At 63.4% G+C, this 19,015-nt stretch carries 16 protein-coding genes; 11 read left to right on the forward strand and 5 right to left on the reverse strand.

Going from position 1 to position 19,015, the window contains the following annotated elements; translation table 11 throughout:
* The first annotated feature begins 82 nt into the window (after positions 1-82).
* On the forward strand, positions 83-2,011 hold the full coding sequence (locus C163_RS07960; RefSeq protein WP_025338322.1) for an ATP-binding cassette domain-containing protein: 1,929 nt from the start codon (positions 83-85) through the stop codon (positions 2,009-2,011).
* Between the two features lie 125 nt (positions 2,012-2,136).
* On the opposite strand, the gene C163_RS07965 is transcribed toward C163_RS07960, so the two are convergent.
* On the reverse strand, positions 2,137-2,577 hold the full coding sequence (locus C163_RS07965) for a universal stress protein (protein ID WP_013971709.1): 441 nt from the start codon (positions 2,575-2,577) through the stop codon (positions 2,137-2,139).
* Between the two features lie 110 nt (positions 2,578-2,687).
* Here C163_RS07965 and C163_RS07970 point away from each other — a divergent pair, with 110 nt between their 5' ends.
* The 7 genes from C163_RS07970 (at position 2,688) to C163_RS08000 (ending at position 11,196) form a co-directional block, all read left to right on the forward strand.
* Complete coding sequence (locus tag C163_RS07970) at positions 2,688-3,125, forward strand: hypothetical protein (RefSeq protein WP_013971710.1); 438 nt, start codon at positions 2,688-2,690, stop codon at positions 3,123-3,125.
* A 621-nt stretch (positions 3,126-3,746) separates the two neighbouring features.
* Entirely contained in the window at positions 3,747-5,894 is a 2,148-nt protein-coding gene (gene fadB / locus C163_RS07975) for a fatty acid oxidation complex subunit alpha FadB (RefSeq protein WP_025338323.1), read from the forward strand.
* A gap of 31 nt (positions 5,895-5,925) precedes the next feature.
* Entirely contained in the window at positions 5,926-7,101 is a 1,176-nt protein-coding gene (gene fadA, locus C163_RS07980) for an acetyl-CoA C-acyltransferase FadA (RefSeq protein WP_013971712.1), read from the forward strand.
* A gap of 77 nt (positions 7,102-7,178) precedes the next feature.
* Positions 7,179-7,430, forward strand: coding sequence for a DUF1653 domain-containing protein (locus C163_RS07985; protein ID WP_023661154.1), 252 nt, complete (start codon positions 7,179-7,181; stop codon positions 7,428-7,430).
* Positions 7,431-7,530: 100 nt separating this feature from the next.
* Positions 7,531-10,140 carry a type I DNA topoisomerase gene (topA, locus tag C163_RS07990; RefSeq protein WP_025338324.1) on the forward strand — a complete coding sequence of 870 codons (2,610 nt, stop codon included), beginning with the start codon at positions 7,531-7,533 and terminating at the stop codon, positions 10,138-10,140.
* A gap of 256 nt (positions 10,141-10,396) precedes the next feature.
* Positions 10,397-10,912 carry a DUF6586 family protein gene (locus C163_RS07995; RefSeq protein ID WP_025338325.1) on the forward strand — a complete coding sequence of 172 codons (516 nt, stop codon included), beginning with the start codon at positions 10,397-10,399 and terminating at the stop codon, positions 10,910-10,912.
* Positions 10,913-10,962: 50 nt separating this feature from the next.
* Positions 10,963-11,196: a hypothetical protein gene (locus tag C163_RS08000; RefSeq protein WP_004376430.1), complete on the forward strand. Its 234-nt coding sequence runs from the start codon at positions 10,963-10,965 to the stop codon at positions 11,194-11,196.
* Positions 11,197-11,245: 49 nt separating this feature from the next.
* Here the strand turns inward: C163_RS08000 and sulA are convergent, their stop codons facing one another.
* Both sulA and lexA read right to left on the reverse strand, forming a co-directional pair.
* On the reverse strand, positions 11,246-11,722 hold the full coding sequence (gene sulA / locus C163_RS08005) for an SOS-induced cell division inhibitor SulA (RefSeq protein WP_025338326.1): 477 nt from the start codon (positions 11,720-11,722) through the stop codon (positions 11,246-11,248).
* Positions 11,723-11,735: 13 nt separating this feature from the next.
* Positions 11,736-12,344: a transcriptional repressor LexA gene (lexA, locus tag C163_RS08010; RefSeq protein ID WP_004376420.1), complete on the reverse strand. Its 609-nt coding sequence runs from the start codon at positions 12,342-12,344 to the stop codon at positions 11,736-11,738.
* Between the two features lie 215 nt (positions 12,345-12,559).
* Between lexA and C163_RS08015 the strand changes: the two genes are divergently transcribed.
* Genes C163_RS08015 through nagZ form a run of 3 tightly spaced genes read left to right on the forward strand, consistent with a single transcriptional unit; the run spans position 12,560 to position 14,859 of the window.
* Positions 12,560-13,273 carry a TetR/AcrR family transcriptional regulator gene (locus tag C163_RS08015; RefSeq protein ID WP_025338327.1) on the forward strand — a complete coding sequence of 238 codons (714 nt, stop codon included), beginning with the start codon at positions 12,560-12,562 and terminating at the stop codon, positions 13,271-13,273.
* 40 nt (positions 13,274-13,313) lie between these two features.
* A complete protein-coding gene (locus C163_RS08020) occupies positions 13,314-13,838 on the forward strand; it encodes a L,D-transpeptidase (protein WP_025338328.1) in 525 nt (174 codons plus the stop codon).
* Positions 13,839-13,860: 22 nt separating this feature from the next.
* Positions 13,861-14,859 (forward strand): beta-N-acetylhexosaminidase, encoded by a 999-nt coding sequence (gene nagZ, locus C163_RS08025; protein WP_170978891.1) that lies wholly within the window; start codon positions 13,861-13,863, stop codon positions 14,857-14,859.
* A 266-nt stretch (positions 14,860-15,125) separates the two neighbouring features.
* Here nagZ and C163_RS08030 read toward each other — a convergent pair whose 3' ends face one another.
* On the reverse strand, positions 15,126-18,434 hold the full coding sequence (locus tag C163_RS08030) for a DEAD/DEAH box helicase (protein WP_025338330.1): 3,309 nt from the start codon (positions 18,432-18,434) through the stop codon (positions 15,126-15,128).
* Between the two features lie 4 nt (positions 18,435-18,438).
* Entirely contained in the window at positions 18,439-19,011 is a 573-nt protein-coding gene (locus C163_RS08035; RefSeq protein WP_004376408.1) for a CsiV family protein, read from the reverse strand.
* Positions 19,012-19,015: the final 4 nt, after the last annotated feature.

Below are 19,015 nucleotides of genomic sequence, written 5' to 3' on the forward strand. Positions count from 1 at the left end.
GCAAAGGCCTCGCCGGTTGGCCAGGCGGATGCCGTCGAGGGCCAAGTCAGGTAGAATGCGCGCCCGATTTATGGAGACCAACATGACCCTGCTCAAATTCAGCGATGTGTCCCTCGCATTCGGCGCCATGCCGCTGCTGGACAAAGTGTCCTGGCAGATCGCTCGTGGCGAGCGGGTGTGCATCATCGGCCGCAACGGCACCGGCAAGTCGAGCATGCTGCGCCTGGTCAAGGGCGAGCAGAAGGGCGACGACGGCGAAATCTGGCGTGCCCCGGCCCTGAAGATCGGCGAGCTGCCGCAGGAACTGCCGGTGGCCGACGAGCGCACGGTGTTCGATGTGGTGGCCGCAGGCCTGGATGGCGTGGGCGAGTTGCTGGCGCAGTTCCACCACCTGAGCCTGAACATCCAGGGCGATGAAGACCTGGAAAAACTCATGCACGTCCAGCACGAGCTGGAAGCCCGTGACGGCTGGCGCCTGCAGCAGGTGGTGGAAAGCACTCTCAGCCGCCTGCAGCTGCCGGCCGACAAGACCCTGGCCGAACTGTCCGGTGGCTGGCGCCGCCGCGTGCTGCTGGCCCAGGCGCTGGTGTCGGAACCCGACCTGCTGCTGCTCGACGAACCGACCAACCACCTGGACATCGGTGCCATCGCCTGGCTCGAAGAGGCCCTGCGCGGCTTCAACGGCGCGGTGCTGTTCATCACCCACGACCGTTCCTTCCTGCAGAACCTGGCCACCCGCATCCTCGAACTGGACCGCGGCGGCCTGATCGACTGGAACGGCGACTATGCCAGCTTCCTGGTGCACAAGGAGGCCGCGCTGGCTGCCGAGGAAACCGCCAACGCATTGTTCGACAAGCGCCTGGCTCAGGAAGAAGTGTGGATCCGCCAGGGCATCAAGGCTCGCCGCACCCGCAACGAAGGCCGCGTGCGCGCGCTGAAGGCCCTGCGCGTGGAGCGCAGCGAACGCCGCGAGCGCCAGGGCAAGGCCAACATCCAGATCGAGGCGGCGGAAAAGTCCGGCAAGCAGGTGATGGTGCTGGAAAACGTCAGCTTCCATCACCCCGACGGGCCTGTGCTGGTCAAGGATTTCTCCATGGTCCTGCAGCGTGAGGACCGCATCGGCCTGCTGGGCGCCAACGGTACCGGCAAGACCACCCTGCTCAAGCTGATGCTCGGCGACCTGGAGCCGACCACCGGCAAGGTCGAGCGCGGCACCAAGCTGGAAGTGGCCTATTTCGACCAGATGCGCCACCAGCTCGACCTGGAAAAAACCGTTATCGACAACCTGGCCGAAGGCCGCGACTTCATCGAGATCGATGGCCAGAACCGCCATGTGCTGAGCTACCTGGGCGATTTCCTGTTTAGCCCTCAGCGTGCCCGTACGCCGGTCAAGGCGCTCTCGGGTGGCGAGCGTGCTCGGCTGTTGCTGGCCAAGCTGTTCAGCAAGCCGGCCAACCTGCTGGTGCTTGACGAACCGACCAACGACCTGGATGTGGAAACCCTCGAGCTGCTCGAGGAGGTGCTGTCCAACTACAAGGGCACCGTGCTGATGGTCAGCCACGACCGGGCCTTCCTCGACAACGTCGTCACCAGCACCCTGGTGTTCGAAGGCGAGGGCAAGGTGCGCGAATACGTCGGTGGTTACGAGGACTGGATTCGCCAGGGTGGCTCGCCGAAACTGCTGGGCGTGACCGAGAGCAAGGGCGGCAAGTCCGAGCTCAACAGTGCGGTGGTGGAGAAGGTCGAGGCCAAGCCGGCGCCTGCGCCTGTTGCAGAGGTGGCCGATGGTTCGAAGAAGAAGCTCAGCTACAAGCTGCAACGTGAGCTGGAAATGCTGCCGGGGCAGATCGACGAACTGGAGCAGCGCATGGCCGAGGCCCAGGAAGAAGTGAATGCGGCGGGCTTCTATCAGCGGCCGATTGCGGAAACCTCGGCAGTGCTGGCCAAGATCGAGAAGCTGCAGGGTGAGCTGGATGTGCTGGTGGAGCGCTGGGCCGAGCTGGAAGGCTGATCGGCGTTAGCCTGGCCCGGCCATTTCGCGGGCTTGCCCGCTCCCACAGGATCACCACAGCTTTCAAGGCTTGTGGAGAACCTGTGGGAGCGGGCAAGCCCGCGAAGAGGTCGGCACCGGTTGAATCATTCCTTCTTCTGCAACCGCACCGCCAGTACATCGCACGGCGCACCATGCAGCACGTCATTGGCCGTGGACCCCAGCAGCAACGCCAGGCCGTGACGGCCATGGCTGCCGACCACGATCAGGTCGCACTTCTGGTCCTTGGCCAGCTGGTGGATTTCCTGGCGCGGCTGGCCATAGGTCAGGTGCGAGTCGCCGCGGTGGATGTCCGGGTATTTGTTGAACAGGCGGTCCATGCGTTCCTTGGCCTGATCGAACTGCTGCTGTTGCAGCTGCGACAGGTCCATCGGCACGTCACCGCCGAACGCCATGGCCATCGGCTCGACGATGTGTACCAGCGAAACCTTGGCATTCGACGGTGCAGCCAGCGCCATGGCACGTTTGATCACCGGGTCGCATTCCTCGGTCAGGTCGACGGCGACCAGAAGATGTTCGTAGGACATGAGCGGAACTCCTGACAATCGCGATAGAAGAAGTATGGTCGCTTTCGGGCGGGTCTTCCGTGAAAAATGGCTAACCAGCTCATTTGCAACGTTTTATGAGAACTACAGATATGACGGTATTGCTGGTGGTGTCAATCCTCGCGCTGATTCTCAGCCCGCTTTCCTGGTTGCGCACCTCGCGCAAGCAGAGCGAGCAGATGAAGCTGCGCCTGGAGGCTCGGCGCATGGGTTTGGCCATGCAGCTGGCGCCGCAGCAGTGGCCGCACTGGCTGGAAAAGGAGCCGCCAAGCCCGTGCCCGCAATACCACCGGGCACGTCGCCGCGGGCATGAGGACAGCTTCAGCTTCTGGCAGATCACCCCTGGGGTGTGGTGGAACCAGTGGCGTGAACCCTGCGAGGACCCACGCTTCATGGAGGCCCTGGCGCGCTTGCCGGCGAGTGTCTACAAGGTCGAGGCCGATGCCCGGATGATCGCGCTGTACTGGACCGAGCGGGGCGATACGGCTGTGTTGCAGGATATTGCCCACGTCCTCGAAACCCTGGCCTGAAACCTGTTTTGCACGGGCCCTGTAGGAGCGGCCTTGTGTCGCGATCGGGCTGCGCAGCAGCCCCTGAGATATCAGAGAAAAGCAAAGATTGCCGGGGCTGCTGCGCAGCACAAGGGTATGCGGCGCTCTTTAAGCCTCTATAACGACAAAGCGGCGGCTTGGCCGATCCCCTGAAGGGGTGGGGTGCCAAGTCGCCGCTTTGCGTTCTGCTGCGCAGAAAAGGCCAGGCAGGCCGGGTATGCATTCAAGCAAGTGCCAGTGTAGCCGTTCGAGGTCGCCGCGCAAGGCAAAAGCTGCAGCATTCTCCTGCGGTTCATGGTCAATCGCCGACATGAATGGTCAGCAATCACTGTCATCATGTTTTGTACCGGGACGCTACAAAATGACCGGAAAGTCGTGTTTTCACCTTGCTCGCGAGCATTTGACAACGCCGATCTTTTCGGAGAATGTGTGCACACCCAAATCAAACGGGCGTATGAATTGAGCGTTTGTATGTCATGACGCCAAGCCATACTTCCGACTAGCGCGCTGACGGGTGTGCCTGGGGCAGGGCAGCTAGGCCTGCTTTTGCTGCAGCGATCGGCGTGTACTGTTCAGCTTCCATATCGTGGAGATCAGTTGATGATTTACGAAGGTAAAGCCATCACGGTTAAGGCTCTTGAAAGTGGCATCGTCGAGCTCAAGTTCGACCTCAAGGGTGAGTCCGTCAACAAGTTCAACCGCCTGACCCTGAACGAACTGCGCCAGGCCGTCGATGCCATCCAGGCCGACGCCTCGGTCAAGGGCGTGATCGTCAGCAGTGGCAAGGACGTGTTCATCGTCGGCGCCGACATCACCGAGTTCGTCGACAACTTCAAGCTGCCCGAGGCCGAACTGGTCGCCGGCAACCTGGAAGCCAACCGCATCTTCAACGCCTTCGAAGACCTCGAAGTGCCGACCGTCGCGGCCATTAACGGCATCGCCCTGGGCGGCGGCCTGGAAATGTGCCTGGCCGCCGACTACCGGGTCATGTCCACCAGCGCCAAGATCGGCCTGCCGGAAGTCAAGCTGGGTATCTACCCGGGCTTCGGCGGCACCGTGCGCCTGCCGCGCCTGATCGGTTCGGACAACGCCATCGAGTGGATCGCTGCCGGCAAGGAAAACCGTGCCGAAGACGCCCTGAAAGTGGGTGCCGTCGACGCCGTGGTCGCGCCTGAACTGCTGATGGCCGGTGCCCTTGACCTGGTCAAGCGCGCCATCAGTGGCGAGCTGGACTACAAGGCCAAGCGCCAGCCCAAGCTGGAAAAGCTCAAGCTCAACGCCATCGAGCAGATGATGGCCTTCGAGACTGCCAAGGGCTTCGTCGCCGGCCAGGCCGGCCCGAACTACCCAGCCCCGGTCGAAGCCATCAAGACCATCCAGAAGGCTGCCAACTTCGGCCGTGACAAGGCCCTGGAAGTCGAAGCCGCAGGCTTCGCCAAGCTGGCCAAGACCTCGGTTGCCGAGAGCCTGATCGGCCTGTTCCTCAACGACCAGGAACTCAAGCGCAAGGCCAAGGCGCATGACGAAATCGCCCACGACGTGAAGCAGGCCGCCGTGCTCGGCGCTGGCATCATGGGTGGCGGCATCGCCTACCAGTCGGCAGTCAAGGGCACCCCGATCCTGATGAAGGATATCCGCGAGGAAGCCATCCAGCTGGGCCTGAACGAGGCCTCCAAGCTGCTCGGCAACCGCGTCGAGAAGGGCCGTCTGACCCCGGCCAAGATGGCCGAGGCACTCAACGCCATTCGCCCGACCCTGTCCTATGGCGATTTCGCCAATGTCGACATCGTCGTCGAGGCCGTGGTCGAGAACCCGAAAGTCAAGCAGGCCGTGCTGGCTGAAGTGGAAACCCAGGTGAAGGACGATGCGATCCTCGCTTCCAACACCTCGACCATTTCCATCAACCTGCTGGCGAAGGCGCTCAAGCGCCCGGAAAACTTCGTCGGCATGCACTTCTTCAACCCGGTGCACATGATGCCGCTGGTGGAAGTCATCCGTGGCGAGAAGTCCAGTGAAGTGGCGGTCGCCACCACCGTGGCCTACGCCAAGAAAATGGGCAAGAACCCGATCGTGGTCAACGATTGCCCGGGCTTCCTGGTCAACCGCGTGCTGTTCCCGTACTTCGGCGGCTTCGCCAAGCTGGTAAGCGCCGGTGTCGACTTCGTGCGAATCGACAAGGTCATGGAAAAGTTCGGCTGGCCGATGGGCCCGGCGTACCTGATGGACGTGGTCGGCATCGACACCGGCCACCACGGCCGCGACGTGATGGCCGAAGGCTTCCCGGACCGCATGAAGGACGAGCGCCGCTCGGCCGTTGACGCACTGTACGAGGCCAACCGCCTGGGCCAGAAGAACGGCAAGGGCTTCTACGCCTACGAAACCGACAAGCGCGGCAAGCCGAAGAAGGTCGCCGACGCCAGCGTGCTCGACGTGCTCAAGCCGATCGTCTTCGAGCAGCGTGAAGTCACCGACGAAGACATCATCAACTGGATGATGATCCCGCTGTGCCTGGAGACCGTGCGCTGCCTGGAAGACGGCATCGTCGAAACCGCTGCCGAAGCCGACATGGGCCTGGTCTACGGCATTGGTTTCCCTCCCTTCCGCGGTGGTGCGCTGCGCTACATCGACTCGATCGGTGTGGCCGAATTCGTTGCCCTGGCCGATCAGTACGCCGACCTGGGGCCGCTGTACCACCCGACCGCCAAGCTGCGTGAAATGGCCAAGAACGGCCAGCGCTTCTTCAACTGAGCGGTCAACGAGCTAGAGCGAGAGATTTGATATGAGCCTGAATCCAAGAGACGTGGTGATTGTCGACTTCGGTCGCACGCCGATGGGCCGCTCCAAGGGTGGCATGCACCGCAATACCCGCGCCGAAGACATGTCGGCGCACCTGATCAGCAAGCTGCTGGAACGCAACGACAAGGTCGACCCGAAAGAAGTCGAGGACGTGATCTGGGGCTGCGTCAACCAGACCCTCGAGCAGGGCTGGAACATCGCCCGCATGGCCTCGCTGATGACCCAGATCCCGCACACCTCCGCGGCGCAGACCGTCAGCCGCCTGTGCGGCTCGTCGATGAGCGCGCTGCACACCGCCGCCCAGGCGATCATGACCGGCAACGGTGATGTATTCGTGGTCGGTGGCGTGGAGCACATGGGCCACGTCAGCATGATGCATGGCGTCGACCCCAACCCGCACCTGTCCTTGCATGCCGCCAAGGCTTCCGGGATGATGGGCCTGACCGCGGAAATGCTCGGCAAGATGCACGGCATTACCCGTGAGCAGCAGGATCTGTTCGGCCTGCGTTCGCACCAGCTGGCGCACAAGGCCACGGTCGAAGGCAAGTTCAAGGACGAAATCATCCCGATGCAGGGCTATGACGAGAACGGCTTCCTGAAGGTGTTCGATTTCGACGAAACCATTCGCCCGGAAACCACCCTCGAAGGCCTGGCGTCGCTGAAGCCGGCGTTCAACCCGAAAGGCGGTACCGTCACTGCCGGTACCTCGTCGCAGATCACCGACGGTGCGTCGTGCATGATTGTCATGTCCGGCCAGCGCGCCATGGACCTGGGTATCCAGCCATTGGCGGTCATCCGTTCCATGGCGGTGGCTGGTGTCGACCCGGCGATCATGGGCTATGGCCCGGTGCCATCGACTCAGAAAGCCCTCAAGCGTGCTGGCCTGACCATGGCCGACATCGACTTCATCGAGCTCAACGAAGCCTTCGCTGCACAGGCCCTGCCAGTGCTGAAAGACTTGAAAGTACTCGACAAGATGGATGAGAAGGTTAACCTGCACGGCGGCGCCATTGCCTTGGGCCACCCGTTCGGTTGCTCCGGGGCACGGATTTCCGGCACCCTGCTCAATGTCATGAAGCAGAATGGCGGTACCCTGGGGGTGGCGACCATGTGCGTCGGCCTCGGCCAAGGTATCACCACTGTCTTCGAACGCGTCTGATCGCGTAGCGGGACAGCGACCGGGGCCTTGTGCCCCGGTTTTGTTTTTTACAGGTTTTATTCAAGAGGGTGGGCAACATGCAGATACAACCAGGCGTATACCGGCATTACAAAGGGCCTGAGTACCGTGTCTTCAGTGTTGCGCGGCACTCCGAAAGCGAAGAGTGGATGGTGTTCTACCAATGCCTGTATGGTGATTACAGCTTCTGGGTACGGCCACTTTCGATGTTCCAGGAGTCCGTCGAGGTTGACGGCGAGCAGGTGCCACGCTTTGCTTTGGTCAAGGCCGAAGAGGGGCTGCCCGGGTTGCTGGGCAAGTCGCACGAGTGATAGTCCGAACTTGACCTCACACTTTTGCCACTATATATAGCGGTGCCGCGTCTGGCACCTGACGTGTTTTTCATCTTCAGATTCAGGAATACTCCGATCCATGGGCAAATCGCTGGTCATTGTGGAATCCCCGGCCAAGGCCAAGACCATCAACAAGTACCTGGGCAACCAGTACGTGGTGAAGTCGAGTATCGGCCATATCCGAGACCTCCCCACCAGCGGTTCGGCCAGCGCCAGCAAAGAGCCAGCCGCCAAGCGTGGCAAGGCCGCGGGTGAGGCTCCGGCCCTGTCGCCGAAGGAAAAGGCCCGCCGCCAGCTGGTGGCACGCATGGGCGTCGACCCCGACCACGGCTGGAAGGCCAAGTACGAGATCCTGCCTGGCAAGGAAAAGGTGATCGAAGAGCTGCGCCGCCTGGCGAAGGATGCCGACACCATCTATCTCGCAACCGACTTGGACCGCGAAGGGGAAGCCATTGCCTGGCACCTGCGCGAGGCCATCGGCGGCGACGACACCCGCTACAAGCGCGTGGTGTTCAACGAAATCACCAAGAAGGCCATCCAGGAAGCCTTCTCGCAGCCGGGCGAGCTGGATATCGACCGGGTCAACGCGCAGCAGGCGCGGCGTTTCCTCGATCGCGTGGTCGGCTACATGGTTTCGCCGCTGCTGTGGGCCAAGATCGCCCGTGGCCTGTCCGCCGGCCGTGTACAGTCGGTGGCGGTGAAGCTGGTGGTGGAGCGCGAGCGCGAAATCCGCGCGTTCATCCCGGAAGAGTACTGGGAAATCCACGCCGACCTCGGCACCGCCAAGAACGCCAAGGTGCGTTTCGAAGTGGCACGCGAGAAGGGTGAGGCCTTCAAGCCGCTGAACGAAGCCCAGGCCATGGCCGCGCTGGAGAAGCTCAAGGCTTCCAGCTACAGCGTGGTCAAGCGCGAAGACCGCCCGACCAGCAGCAAGCCGTCGGCACCGTTCATTACCTCCACCTTGCAGCAGGCTGCCAGCAACCGCCTGGGCTTCGGTGTGAAGAAAACCATGATGATGGCCCAGCGCTTGTACGAAGCCGGCTACATCACCTACATGCGTACCGACTCCACCAACCTGTCGGCCGACGCCCTGGACATGGCGCGCAGCTACATCGAGCGCGAGTTCGGCAAGCAGTACCTGCCCGAGGCACCGCTGGTGTACGGCAGCAAGGAAGGCGCCCAGGAGGCGCACGAAGCGATTCGTCCTTCCGACGTGAATACCCACCCGAGCAAGCTCACTGGCATGGAGCGCGACGCCGAGCGCCTGTACGAGCTGATCTGGCGCCAGTTCCTGGCCTGCCAGATGCCGCCAGCGCAGTACCTGTCCACCAGCGTCACCGTGGCCGCGGGCGACTTCGAACTGCGTGCCAAGGGCCGTATCCTCAAGTTTGACGGTTACACCCGTGTGCTGCCGCAGCAGAGCAAGCCTGGCGAAGACGACGTGTTGCCGGAAATGGTCCAGGGCGAAGCGCTGAAGCTGATCCAGATCGACCCGAGCCAGCACTTCACCAAGCCACCGGCGCGCTTCACCGAAGCCAGCCTGGTCAAGGAAATGGAAAAGCGCGGTATCGGCCGCCCGTCGACCTATGCGGCGATCATCTCGACCATTCAGGACCGTGGCTATGTGACCCTGCACAACCGCCGCTTCTATTCCGAAAAGATGGGCGACATCGTCACCGAGCGCCTGTCCGAGAGCTTCTCCAACCTGATGGACTACGGCTTTACCGCCGACATGGAAGAGAACCTCGACGACGTGGCCCAGGGCGAGCGTGACTGGAAGAACGTGCTCGACGAGTTCTACGGCGACTTCAGCAAGAAACTGCAGACCGCCGAGTCCAGCGAAGACGGCATGCGCGCCAACCAACCGACCATGACCAACATTCCGTGCAAGGAATGTGGCCGGCCGATGATGATCCGCACTGCCTCCACCGGCGTGTTCCTCGGTTGCTCGGGCTACAGCCTGCCGCCGAAAGAGCGCTGCAAGGCCACCGTCAACCTGGTGCCGGGCGACGAGATTGCCGCCGACGACGAGGGCGAATCGGAATCCCGCGTGTTGCTGGGCAAGCACCGTTGCCCGATCTGCGCCACGGCGATGGATGCCTACCTGCTGGACGAGAAGCACAAGCTGCACATCTGCGGTAACAACCCGGATTGCGCCGGCTACGAGATCGAGGAAGGCAACTACCGCATCAAGGGTTACGAAGGGCCGAGCCTGGAGTGCGACAAGTGCGGCAGCGAGATGCAGTTGAAGACTGGCCGCTTCGGCAAGTTCTTCGGTTGCACCAACCCGGCGTGCAAGAACACCCGCAAGCTGCTCAAGAGCGGCGAGGCGGCACCACCGAAGATGGACAAGGTGGACATGCCAGAGCTCAAGTGCGAGAAGGTCGACGATACCTACGTGCTGCGTGATGGCGCTTCGGGGCTGTTCCTGGCCGCCAGCCAGTTCCCAAAGAACCGCGAAACCCGCGCACCGCTGGTGCTGGAGATCGTGCCGCACAAGCATGAGATCGATCCGAAGTACCACTTCCTGTGCGATGCGCCGCAGAAAGACCCGGAAGGCCGCCCGGCGGTGATCCGCTACAGCCGCAAGACCAAGGAGCAGTACGTGCAGTCCGAGGTTGATGGCAAGCCGACCGGCTGGAAGGCGTTCTACGACGGCAATGCGTGGAAGGTTGAAGACAAGCGCTGATTCTTCATCAGTCGCTGACCTGCGCGCGCCCTTGTAGGAGCGGCCTTGTGTCGCGAAAGGGCTGCAAAGCAGCCCCAGCAATTTGTGCGTCTGCGCTGAATCCTGGGGCTGCTTTGCAGCCCTTTCGCGACACAAGGCCGCTCCTACAGCTGACCGCGTTAACCGGTCAGGCGGGCAAGCCCGCGAAGGGGCGCAAAGCGGCCCCAATCATTTATGATGCAGCTATCCGCCTTGCAGCCTTAGGGAGGGCACTGAAATGGCCCAGGAACTCTACACCCGCACCAATCAGAAACTGTTCTTTGCCGGCCTCGCCCTGGAGTCCATGGCCAAGGCCGAACAAAGCCAGGCCATGAATGCCCAGGGTCTGGTCCAGGCCGAGCGCGAGTCGGCGCTGTTCCATCTCTACGGCGCACTGCTGGGCCTGTGTCATGAAATTGGTGGCTTCTACCGCCTGCCAGTTGTTGCAACGGTCGAGCAAGCACTGGCCGACGATGCCCTGAACGGCATCGCCATCCCGGAAGTGGCCGAGCTGCTGGAGCTGGCCCGCCAGCGCGAAACCTGGCTGGCGCAAATGCTCAGTGCTTATGCCGATTTGTTCCGACCACCGGTCGCGAAAAAAGCGCCAAAAACCGACGTCACCCAGCCATTGATCCAGGCGGTCAATCTCGATGAGCCCGAGCATCCGGCGCTGTCGCGTGCCGAACTGGAAAGCTGGCGCAGCAACCTCAAGGGCCTGGTGAGACGTTTCCGCGACGCGTTGAGTGAGTGCTGATAGCTGCTACGGCTGGTACAATACTGGCCTTTCGCGGAGAACTGCCATTTATGTCTACGTCGTTTCTGGAAATTGTCGAGTTGCCTGATGGCCGCATCGAACTGCGTCGCGCCGAGGATGAGGGCTCTCTGGTAACCCTGGATTTCTCGGAAGACGCCAAGGCGTTCCTGCAGGGTCAGCATGTGGAAGTGGCCAAGGCCATGCTCAGCGTGGGCGTGCAGATGGCCGGTCGCCTGATGGATGGCGAGCTTGAGCGTGATGAAGGGCCGCGTGTGCTGCACTGAGGTGCAGCAGGGCATCAGGTTTCATGCAGTGACAGGCAAAGCCTGAACATCAGCCGAGGCGGATGTTCAGGCTTTGTGCGTTTCCGGCACCGGCAGCGCGCAGCAATTGCTGGCGTGCAGTGGCGTTGACGTTGCCCAGCCAGCTGACCACAGTGTGGCTGCGGCCCAGGCGCAAGGCTTCGCAGGCCAGTTGAAGCGGGCTTTGATTGCCGCGAGGTTGCAGCAGCAGGATGCGTTCACGGTTGAGCCCGGCATCGCGCAGCCAGGCCTGGGTCAGGCTTGACGGCGGGGCGATCAGGGTCAGCCAGCGGGTCTCGTCCTCTTCGCTCAGTTCGCGCAGCACGGGTGCCAGCAGGCTTTGGCAGTGCCCGGGGGCTCCGCGCAGCGACAGTTCGCTGAACAGCTCGGGCTGGCTGCTCTTGCGCGCCACTTCGCTGGTTTTCAGGCCAGGCAGTACGGGCTGGGCGAGGAATGCTTCGAACAATGGCAACTGGGCTTGCTCGGGTGCGTGAATGAACTGCTGCATGACGCCTCCTGGATCAGCGGCGAATGACGCCGACGCTCAAGCCCTCGATCACCAGCTCCTGTTCTTTCAGGTCGACTTCGATGGGGGCGAATTCGGGGTTTTCGGCAAGCAGCCAGACCTTGCTGCCTTCGCGCTTGAAGCGCTTGACGGTGACTTCGTCGCCGATGCGGGCTACGACGATCTGGCCGTTGCGGGCTTCGCGGCAGGTGTGTACCGCCAGCAGGTCGCCATCGAAGATGCCGACATCCTTCATGCTCATGCCGTGTACGCGCAGCAGATAGTCGGCCTGGGGGTGGAAGAAGTCGGGGTTGATGTTGCAGGATTGCTCGATGTGCTGTTCGGCAAGGATCGGCGCACCAGCGGCAACCCGGCCGATGATTGGCAGGCCGCTTTCTTCGGCCTTGGCTTCCAGGCCGGGGATGCGAATACCACGGGAGGCGCCCGGGGTCATCTCGATCGCGCCTTTGCGGGCAAGGGCCTTGAGGTGCTCCTCGGCGGCGTTGGGCGACTTGAAGCCCAGCTCCTGAGCGATCTCGGCGCGCGTCGGCGGGAAGCCGTTGTCTTCCAGGCAACGCTTGATGAACGCGAGAATTTCGGCTTGGCGTGGCGTCAGTTTCAACATGGTGAGCGCTCTGTCTTTTTGTACAGTGACTGGGATTATATACAGTACTGGATGCGCTGCAAGCCAAAACCTGCAATAAACAGCAGCAATGGCGCTTGCAGCCGCCCGCATGGCGCTTTTAAATGGCGACCGGCCGGTCACCGAGCCTTGACAGAAGCAGGGCTGAAACGTATGTTTCAAACACCTGTTTGTCTGGCGGAGTAGTCGGAGTAGTCATGGCCCAATCGGAAACCGTTGAACGCATTCTCGATGCTGCCGAGCAGCTGTTCGCGGAAAGGGGGTTCGCAGAAACCTCGTTGCGGCTGATTACCAGCAAGGCCGGGGTCAACCTGGCGGCGGTCAACTATCACTTCGGCTCCAAGAAGGCCCTGATCCAGGCAGTGTTCTCGCGCTTCCTCGGGCCGTTCTGCGCCAGCCTCGAACGTGAGCTGGAGCGGCGCCAGGCCAAGCCAGAGCACAAGCCGAGCCTCGAAGAGCTGCTGGAAATGCTGGTCGAGCAGGCTTTGGCCGTGCAGCCGCGCAGCAACAACGACCTGTCGATCTTCATGCGCCTGCTGGGCCTGGCCTTCAGCCAGAGCCAGGGCCACCTGCGGCGTTACCTGGAAGACATGTACGGCAAGGTGTTCCGCCGCTACATGCTGCTGGTCAACGAGGCTGCACCGCGCATCCCGCCGCTGGAGCTGTTCTGGCGCGTGCACTTCATGCTTGGCGCCGCCGCCTTCAGCATGTCTGGCATCAAGGCCCTGCGGGCGATTGCCGAGACCGATTTCGGCATCAACACCTCAATCGAGCAGGTAATGCGCCTGATGGTGCCGTTCCTGGCTGCGGGCATGCGTGCCGATAGCGGTGTTACCGACGACGCCATGGCCACCGCGCAGTTGCGCCCGCGCACCAAGACCAGCGCAGGCGCCTCCACCGCCAAGGCCTGAAGGCTGGGCGGGGCAGGGCGCTTCGGCTAAGCTAGCGCCCATGCCCGACCTCGACTTCCTGCACATTTCCCTCGCTGACCAGTGCCTTTATGGCTTTGCCGATGGCCAGCTGCGCTTGCGCGTGCCGGTTTCCACGGCGCGCAACGGCGCCGGCGAGCGCAACGGCTCGGGTTGCACGCCGTGTGGCCTGCACCAGGTGCGGGCGAAGATCGGCGCGGGCTTGCCGCTGAATGCGGTATTGGCCGGACGGCGCTGGACCGGCGAGGTGTGGTCGCCGGCCTTGCATGCGCAATGCCCCGGCCGGGACTGGATCCTTACCCGCATTCTCTGGCTCAGTGGCTGCGAGCCGGGTGTCAACCGCCTGGGTGCGGTCGACACCTTCCGCCGTTATATCTACTTGCACGGCACCCCGGATACGGAACCCATGGGCGTAGCGCTGTCCCATGGTTGCATACGCCTGCGCAACACCGATTTGCTAAGCCTGTTCGAGCAGGTGCCGGCCCATTGCCCGGTGCGCATCGAGCAGGCCGCCTGCCCCCAGTGGGCTTCTCTCAGTCTTCAATGAAGGATTACCCATGACTGTCAGCCTGCAAGGCTCCCTGATGGTGGATATCGCCGGTAAATGGCTGACCGCCGAAGACCGTCACCTGCTGCGCCAGCCTGAAGTGGCCGGCCTGATCATCTTTGCCCGCAACATCGACAGCCCGCGCCAGGTGCGTGAACTGTGCGCGTCGATCCGCGCCATCCGCCCCGACCTGATCCTGGCGGTGGACCAGGAGGGCGGCCGCGTGCAGCGCCTGCGCCAGGGCTTTGTGCGCCTGCCGGCCATGCGTGCGCTGGCCGACAATGACAACGCCGAGTACCTGGCCGAGCAGTGCGGTTGGTTGATGGCGACCGAGGTGCTGTCGGTTGGCCTGGACCTCAGCTTTGCCCCGGTACTCGACCTGGACCACCAGCGCAGCGCCGTGGTGGGCAGCCGCGCCTTCGAGGGTGACCCGCTGCGCGCCACGCAACTGGCCGGGGCGTTCATCCGTGGCATGAATGCGGCGGGCATGGCGGCTTGTGGCAAGCACTTCCCGGGGCATGGCTGGGCCGAAGCGGATTCGCATGTGGCCATTCCCACCGATGAGCGCAGCCTCGAACAGCTGCGCCAGGCCGACCTGGTGCCGTTCACCCGCCTGAGCGGGCAATTGGCGGCAGTGATGCCGGCGCATGTCATCTATCCGCAGGTCGACAACCAGCCGGCTGGCTTCTCGCGGCGCTGGTTGCAGGACATCCTGCGTGGCGAGCTGGGCTTTGACGGGGTGATCTTCAGTGATGACCTGTCAATGGCGGGTGCGCATGTGGTCGGGGACGCGGCCAGTCGGATCGAGGCGGCGTTGAGCGCTGGCTGCGACATGGGCCTGGTGTGCAATGACCGGGCGGCGGCGGAGCTGGCGTTGAGTGCGGCGCAGCGGATGAAGGTCAAGCCCTCGCCACGGATTGCGCGGATGCGTGGGCAAGGGTTTGCGCGGACGGATTATCGCCAGCAGCCGCGGTGGCTGGAGGCGTTGGGGGCGTTGCGGGAGGCGCAGTTGGTCGATTGACCGCGCCGGCCCCTTCGCGGGCACGCCCGCTCCCACAGGTGCAGCGCGGGTTTCGAAATTAGTGTTGTACCTGTGCCGGCCTCTTCGCGGGTGAACCCGCTCCCACAGGTACAGCACCGCCCTTGAGGGCACTGATATCCCTGTGGGAGCGGGTTTACCCGCGAAGGGGCCGGTACAGGCAGCACAACAGCCTGAAAAGCAGCGCTGTACCTGTGGGAGCGGGCGTGCCCGCGAAGAGGCCGGTACAGGCAGCGAAGGATTCTAGGCTACCGCCCGCGCTTCCCCGGCAGCGGCGCAAACAGCGCTTCAATCTCTTCATCCCCCAGCCGCCATTGCCCGGCCTGCCCGCCATCCAGCAGGCTCGCCGCCAGCGCCGCCTTCTCCTGCTGCAACAGCTGGATCTTTTCTTCCACTGTCCCCCGGGTGATCAGTTTGAACACGAACACCGGCTTGTCCTGGCCGATGCGGTAGGCGCGGTCGGTAGCCTGGTTTTCGCTGGCCGGGTTCCACCAGGGGTCGAAGTGGATCACCGTGTCCGCAGCCGTCAGGTTCAAGCCCACGCCACCCGCCTTGAGGCTGATCAGGAACACTTCGCTATCACCCTGCTGGAACTGCTGCACCGGCGTGCGCCGGTCGCGGGTGTCGCCGGTCAGCAGGCTGTAGCGGATCTTGCGCTTCTCCAGCTCCTGCTCGATCAACGCCAGCATCGAGGTGAACTGCGAGAACAACAGCACCCGGCGCCCTTCGCTCAGCAGCTCTTCGAGCATTTCCAGCAGCGCGCCCAGTTTGCCCTTGTCGGCCTGGTTGCCTTTGCTTTCCACCCCTTTGACCAGGCGCAGGTCGCAGCATACCTGGCGCAGCTTGAGCAGGGCGTCGAGGATGATGATCTGGCTGCGCGCGGCGCCATTGCGGGCGATCTCATCGCGGACTTTCTTGTCCATGGCCACCCGCACGGCTTCGTAGGTGTCGCGCTGGGCATCGCTAAGCTCGACCCAGTGCACCATCTCGGTCTTGGCCGGCAGCTCGGTGGCCACCTGCTCCTTGGTGCGGCGCAGCAGGAACGGGCGGATGCGGCTGGCCAGGTGGGCCATGCGCTCGCTGTCGCCGTGGCGCTCGATCGGTGTGCGGTAGTCCTGGTTGAAGCGCTTCAGGTCACCCAGCCAGCCAGGCATGAGGAAGTGGAAAATCGACCACAGCTCGCCCAGGTTGTTTTCCATTGGCGTGCCGGTCAGGCAGACGCGCTGATTGGCCCGCAGCTCGCAAACCGCGAGGGCGGCCTTGCTGGTGCTGCTCTTGATGTTCTGCGCCTCGTCCAGCACCAGCACATGCCAGGCCTGGGCGCGCAGGTGCTCGAGGTCGCGCGGCACCAGGGCATAGGTGGTCAGGACCAGGTCGTATTCGTGCAGTTTGGCGAAATGCTTGCTGCGCCCCGGGCCTTGCAGGGCCAGCACGCGCAGCCCGGGTGCGAAGCGCTGGGCTTCGTCCAGCCAGTTGGGCACCAGGCTGGTCGGCATCACCGCCAGCGCCGGTGCGCTCAGGCGCCCGGACTGTTTCTCCAGTAGCAGGTGTGCCAGGGCCTGCAGGGTCTTGCCCAGCCCCATGTCGTCGCCGAGGATGCCGCCGGTACCCATCTCGCGCAGCGCCTGCAGCCAGTTCAGGCCTTGTTGCTGGTAAGGGCGCAGGCTGGCCTGCAGCCCGGTCGGCGGTTCTACCTGCAAGTCACGGGCATCGCGCAGGCGACGGCCCAGGTCGCGCACATGCTCGCCACCCTCCCAATGCAGGGGCAGGCCGTCGATGTCGTTCAGGCGTGAGGCATCGGCACGGTCCAGGCGCAGGGACGGGCCTGCGGCGTCTTCGTGCAGGTACAGTTCGCCCAGGGTGCCCATCACTGCCTTGATGCGGCCATAGGGCAAGGCAACGCGCAGGGCCGGGGCATCGAGGCGGCCACGGTTGAGGTCGATCAGCAGGTGCTCGTCGTCACTGCGCCGGGCCAGTTCGCTGGGGCGCAGCAGCTCCGGGTTGCTGCGCAGCAGTTGCAGCACGATCGGCAGCAGGCTGTGGCGCTGGCCATCGACCACGATGCCTAGCTCCAGGTCGAACCATTCATGGCCGGGCGCTTCGTCGATGGTGGCGTACCAGTCGTCCACTTCCTGCAGGTTGAAGGCGAAGTCGCGGTGGATGTCGATGTTCCAACCGGCTTCGCGCAGGCGCGGCAGGCCTTCGCGGGCAAAGCGCAGCCAGGCTTCGTCATCGGGTAACTGGAGCATCTCGCCGGCACTGTCAGGCAGGGCCTTGCTCTGCCGGGTGGCGGCCTTGAAACCGAGGTCGCGCAGCACCTTGCGCAGCGCCTGTTCGGCCTGGGGCTGGCGGCGGATGCGCTGGCAGGTGTCGCCGACCAGGCGGGACAGCGGCTTGTCGTCGCTGCCGCTGGCGCGCAGGCCGTCGTAGTCGAATGCCAGCGCGGCACGGTGTTGCATCTGCCGTTGCATGCGGCCGGTCTTGGGCATGTAGGCGCTGAATTCGAGACTGCCCAGGGTCAGGTGCGGCCTGGGCTGCAGGTCGTCAATGAGTTGTTCGTCCAGCGTGGTTGGCGTAGGGAGTTGGTGGTTCAAGGCGTTGAGCTTGTGGCTGAGGGGCACGACAAGGTGTTCCGGAACGTCAGGGGCGATGGTCAGTTGCAGGGCAATATGCGGATCGAGGCTGTGCTCGAGCTTGCCCACCACGCTGCCGGTGAAATCGAAATAGTAAAGTGGCAGCAGCGCAATCACGCAGTTCAGCGGCGTTTCACCGTGGTACCAGATGCCCCGATAGTGACCATTGTCCAGACGCACCCAGCGGAACTCGGCCGCAAGCGTAGGGCCTTCGCGCAGCAGGGGCTTGTTTTCGTTACAGAGCATGCGGCCGGTATCCAGTGCGCGCTGGAACAGCTCACCGCCTTCCCGACCTTTGAGCTGGTAGCCGCGGTCCTGGCTGCCGGCCTGATTGAGCGCCGAAAGCAGGCGCAAGATGCGGATATCGTCTTCCTTGACGAAGCGCGGAGGTTCGTAAAGGAAATCGTAGAGTGACTGCACACGGCTATAGCGCAGCCCCTGGTCTTCGCGTGTGCCTTTGCGTACCCGCAGCGCGCAGCCGGGCTCGTCGGTCAGCACGAGTTGGTAGCAAACCATGCGCCCGCGTTTGTCTTGGGTTTCGGCAGGCTCCTGCGCAGGCTGTTCGAGACCTTTCAGCCAGCGCTGCAGGTTGGCTGGCAGTGCGTCGCCGTCACTTTTCGCCGTTGCCTGCTGTTCGCTCAGGACGAACAGCGCGGCGGCGCAATGCTTGCAGTTGTGCCCCACGGGGCAACTGCACTGGCCGCGTACATGGCAGCGGCCAGCCAGGGCGGTGAGGGTGATCTTCTGCCGATAAGGGCTGCCCTCGCTGCCACGACAGCTGGCTTCGACGAGCGCGCCGGTGCAGCATTCGATCTCTACCCGGTCTTCCCGGGCGTAACGCTCGCCGCGTTGCAGGACCGGGCCGGTGAACGACTGGGTCCAGTTCGGGTACTCGCGCAGCAACTGGAGAGCGTCACGGCTCATTGCATCACTGCTCCATCATCTCCGGGTCCATCACCGGCATTTTCGGCGTACCTGGTGGCGTCACCTTCAGCAGCACCGCCAGGTGCCCACCGTCGAGGAAGGTCAGCTGGCCGCCCTTGACGTTGCTGTTGCTCTGCTTGAACTGCTCGCTTTGCAGCACGCTGCCGTTGCCGTCCAGCTGGTTGACCCAGAAGTTGGCCTCGACCGCAATGAAACGGCCCTCGGCGATGCTCAGGTTGCCTTCGATGGGGAAGTGGCCGAACTGCTCGGTGCCTTCGCCCAGGGCGATGCGGCTGGGCTCGCTGCCCACTTGCTGCTGCCAGGCCTTGTGCAGCAGCACGGTGTAGTCGGCGGTGGCTTCCAGGCGGGTGGCTTCATCTTCCAGCGCCAGGCGGCGCTCGGCGTCCTTTTCCAGGCGTGGAGCGCCAGCGCTCCAGTCTTCGGGGGCGAACGGGCTGGTGAAGGCGGGCACGCTGTTCTGCCGCACCAGGATCATTTCTACCTGATACAGGCCTTCGGCGAAGGCGGCCGGGGCGAACAGCGCCAGCAGCAGGGTCAGGCAACGGATGGCACGCATGGAT

Origin of the sequence: Pseudomonas sp. FGI182 (assembly GCF_000511325.1) — a bacterium.
Taxonomy (GTDB): Bacteria; Pseudomonadota; Gammaproteobacteria; order Pseudomonadales; family Pseudomonadaceae; genus Aquipseudomonas; species Aquipseudomonas putida_Z.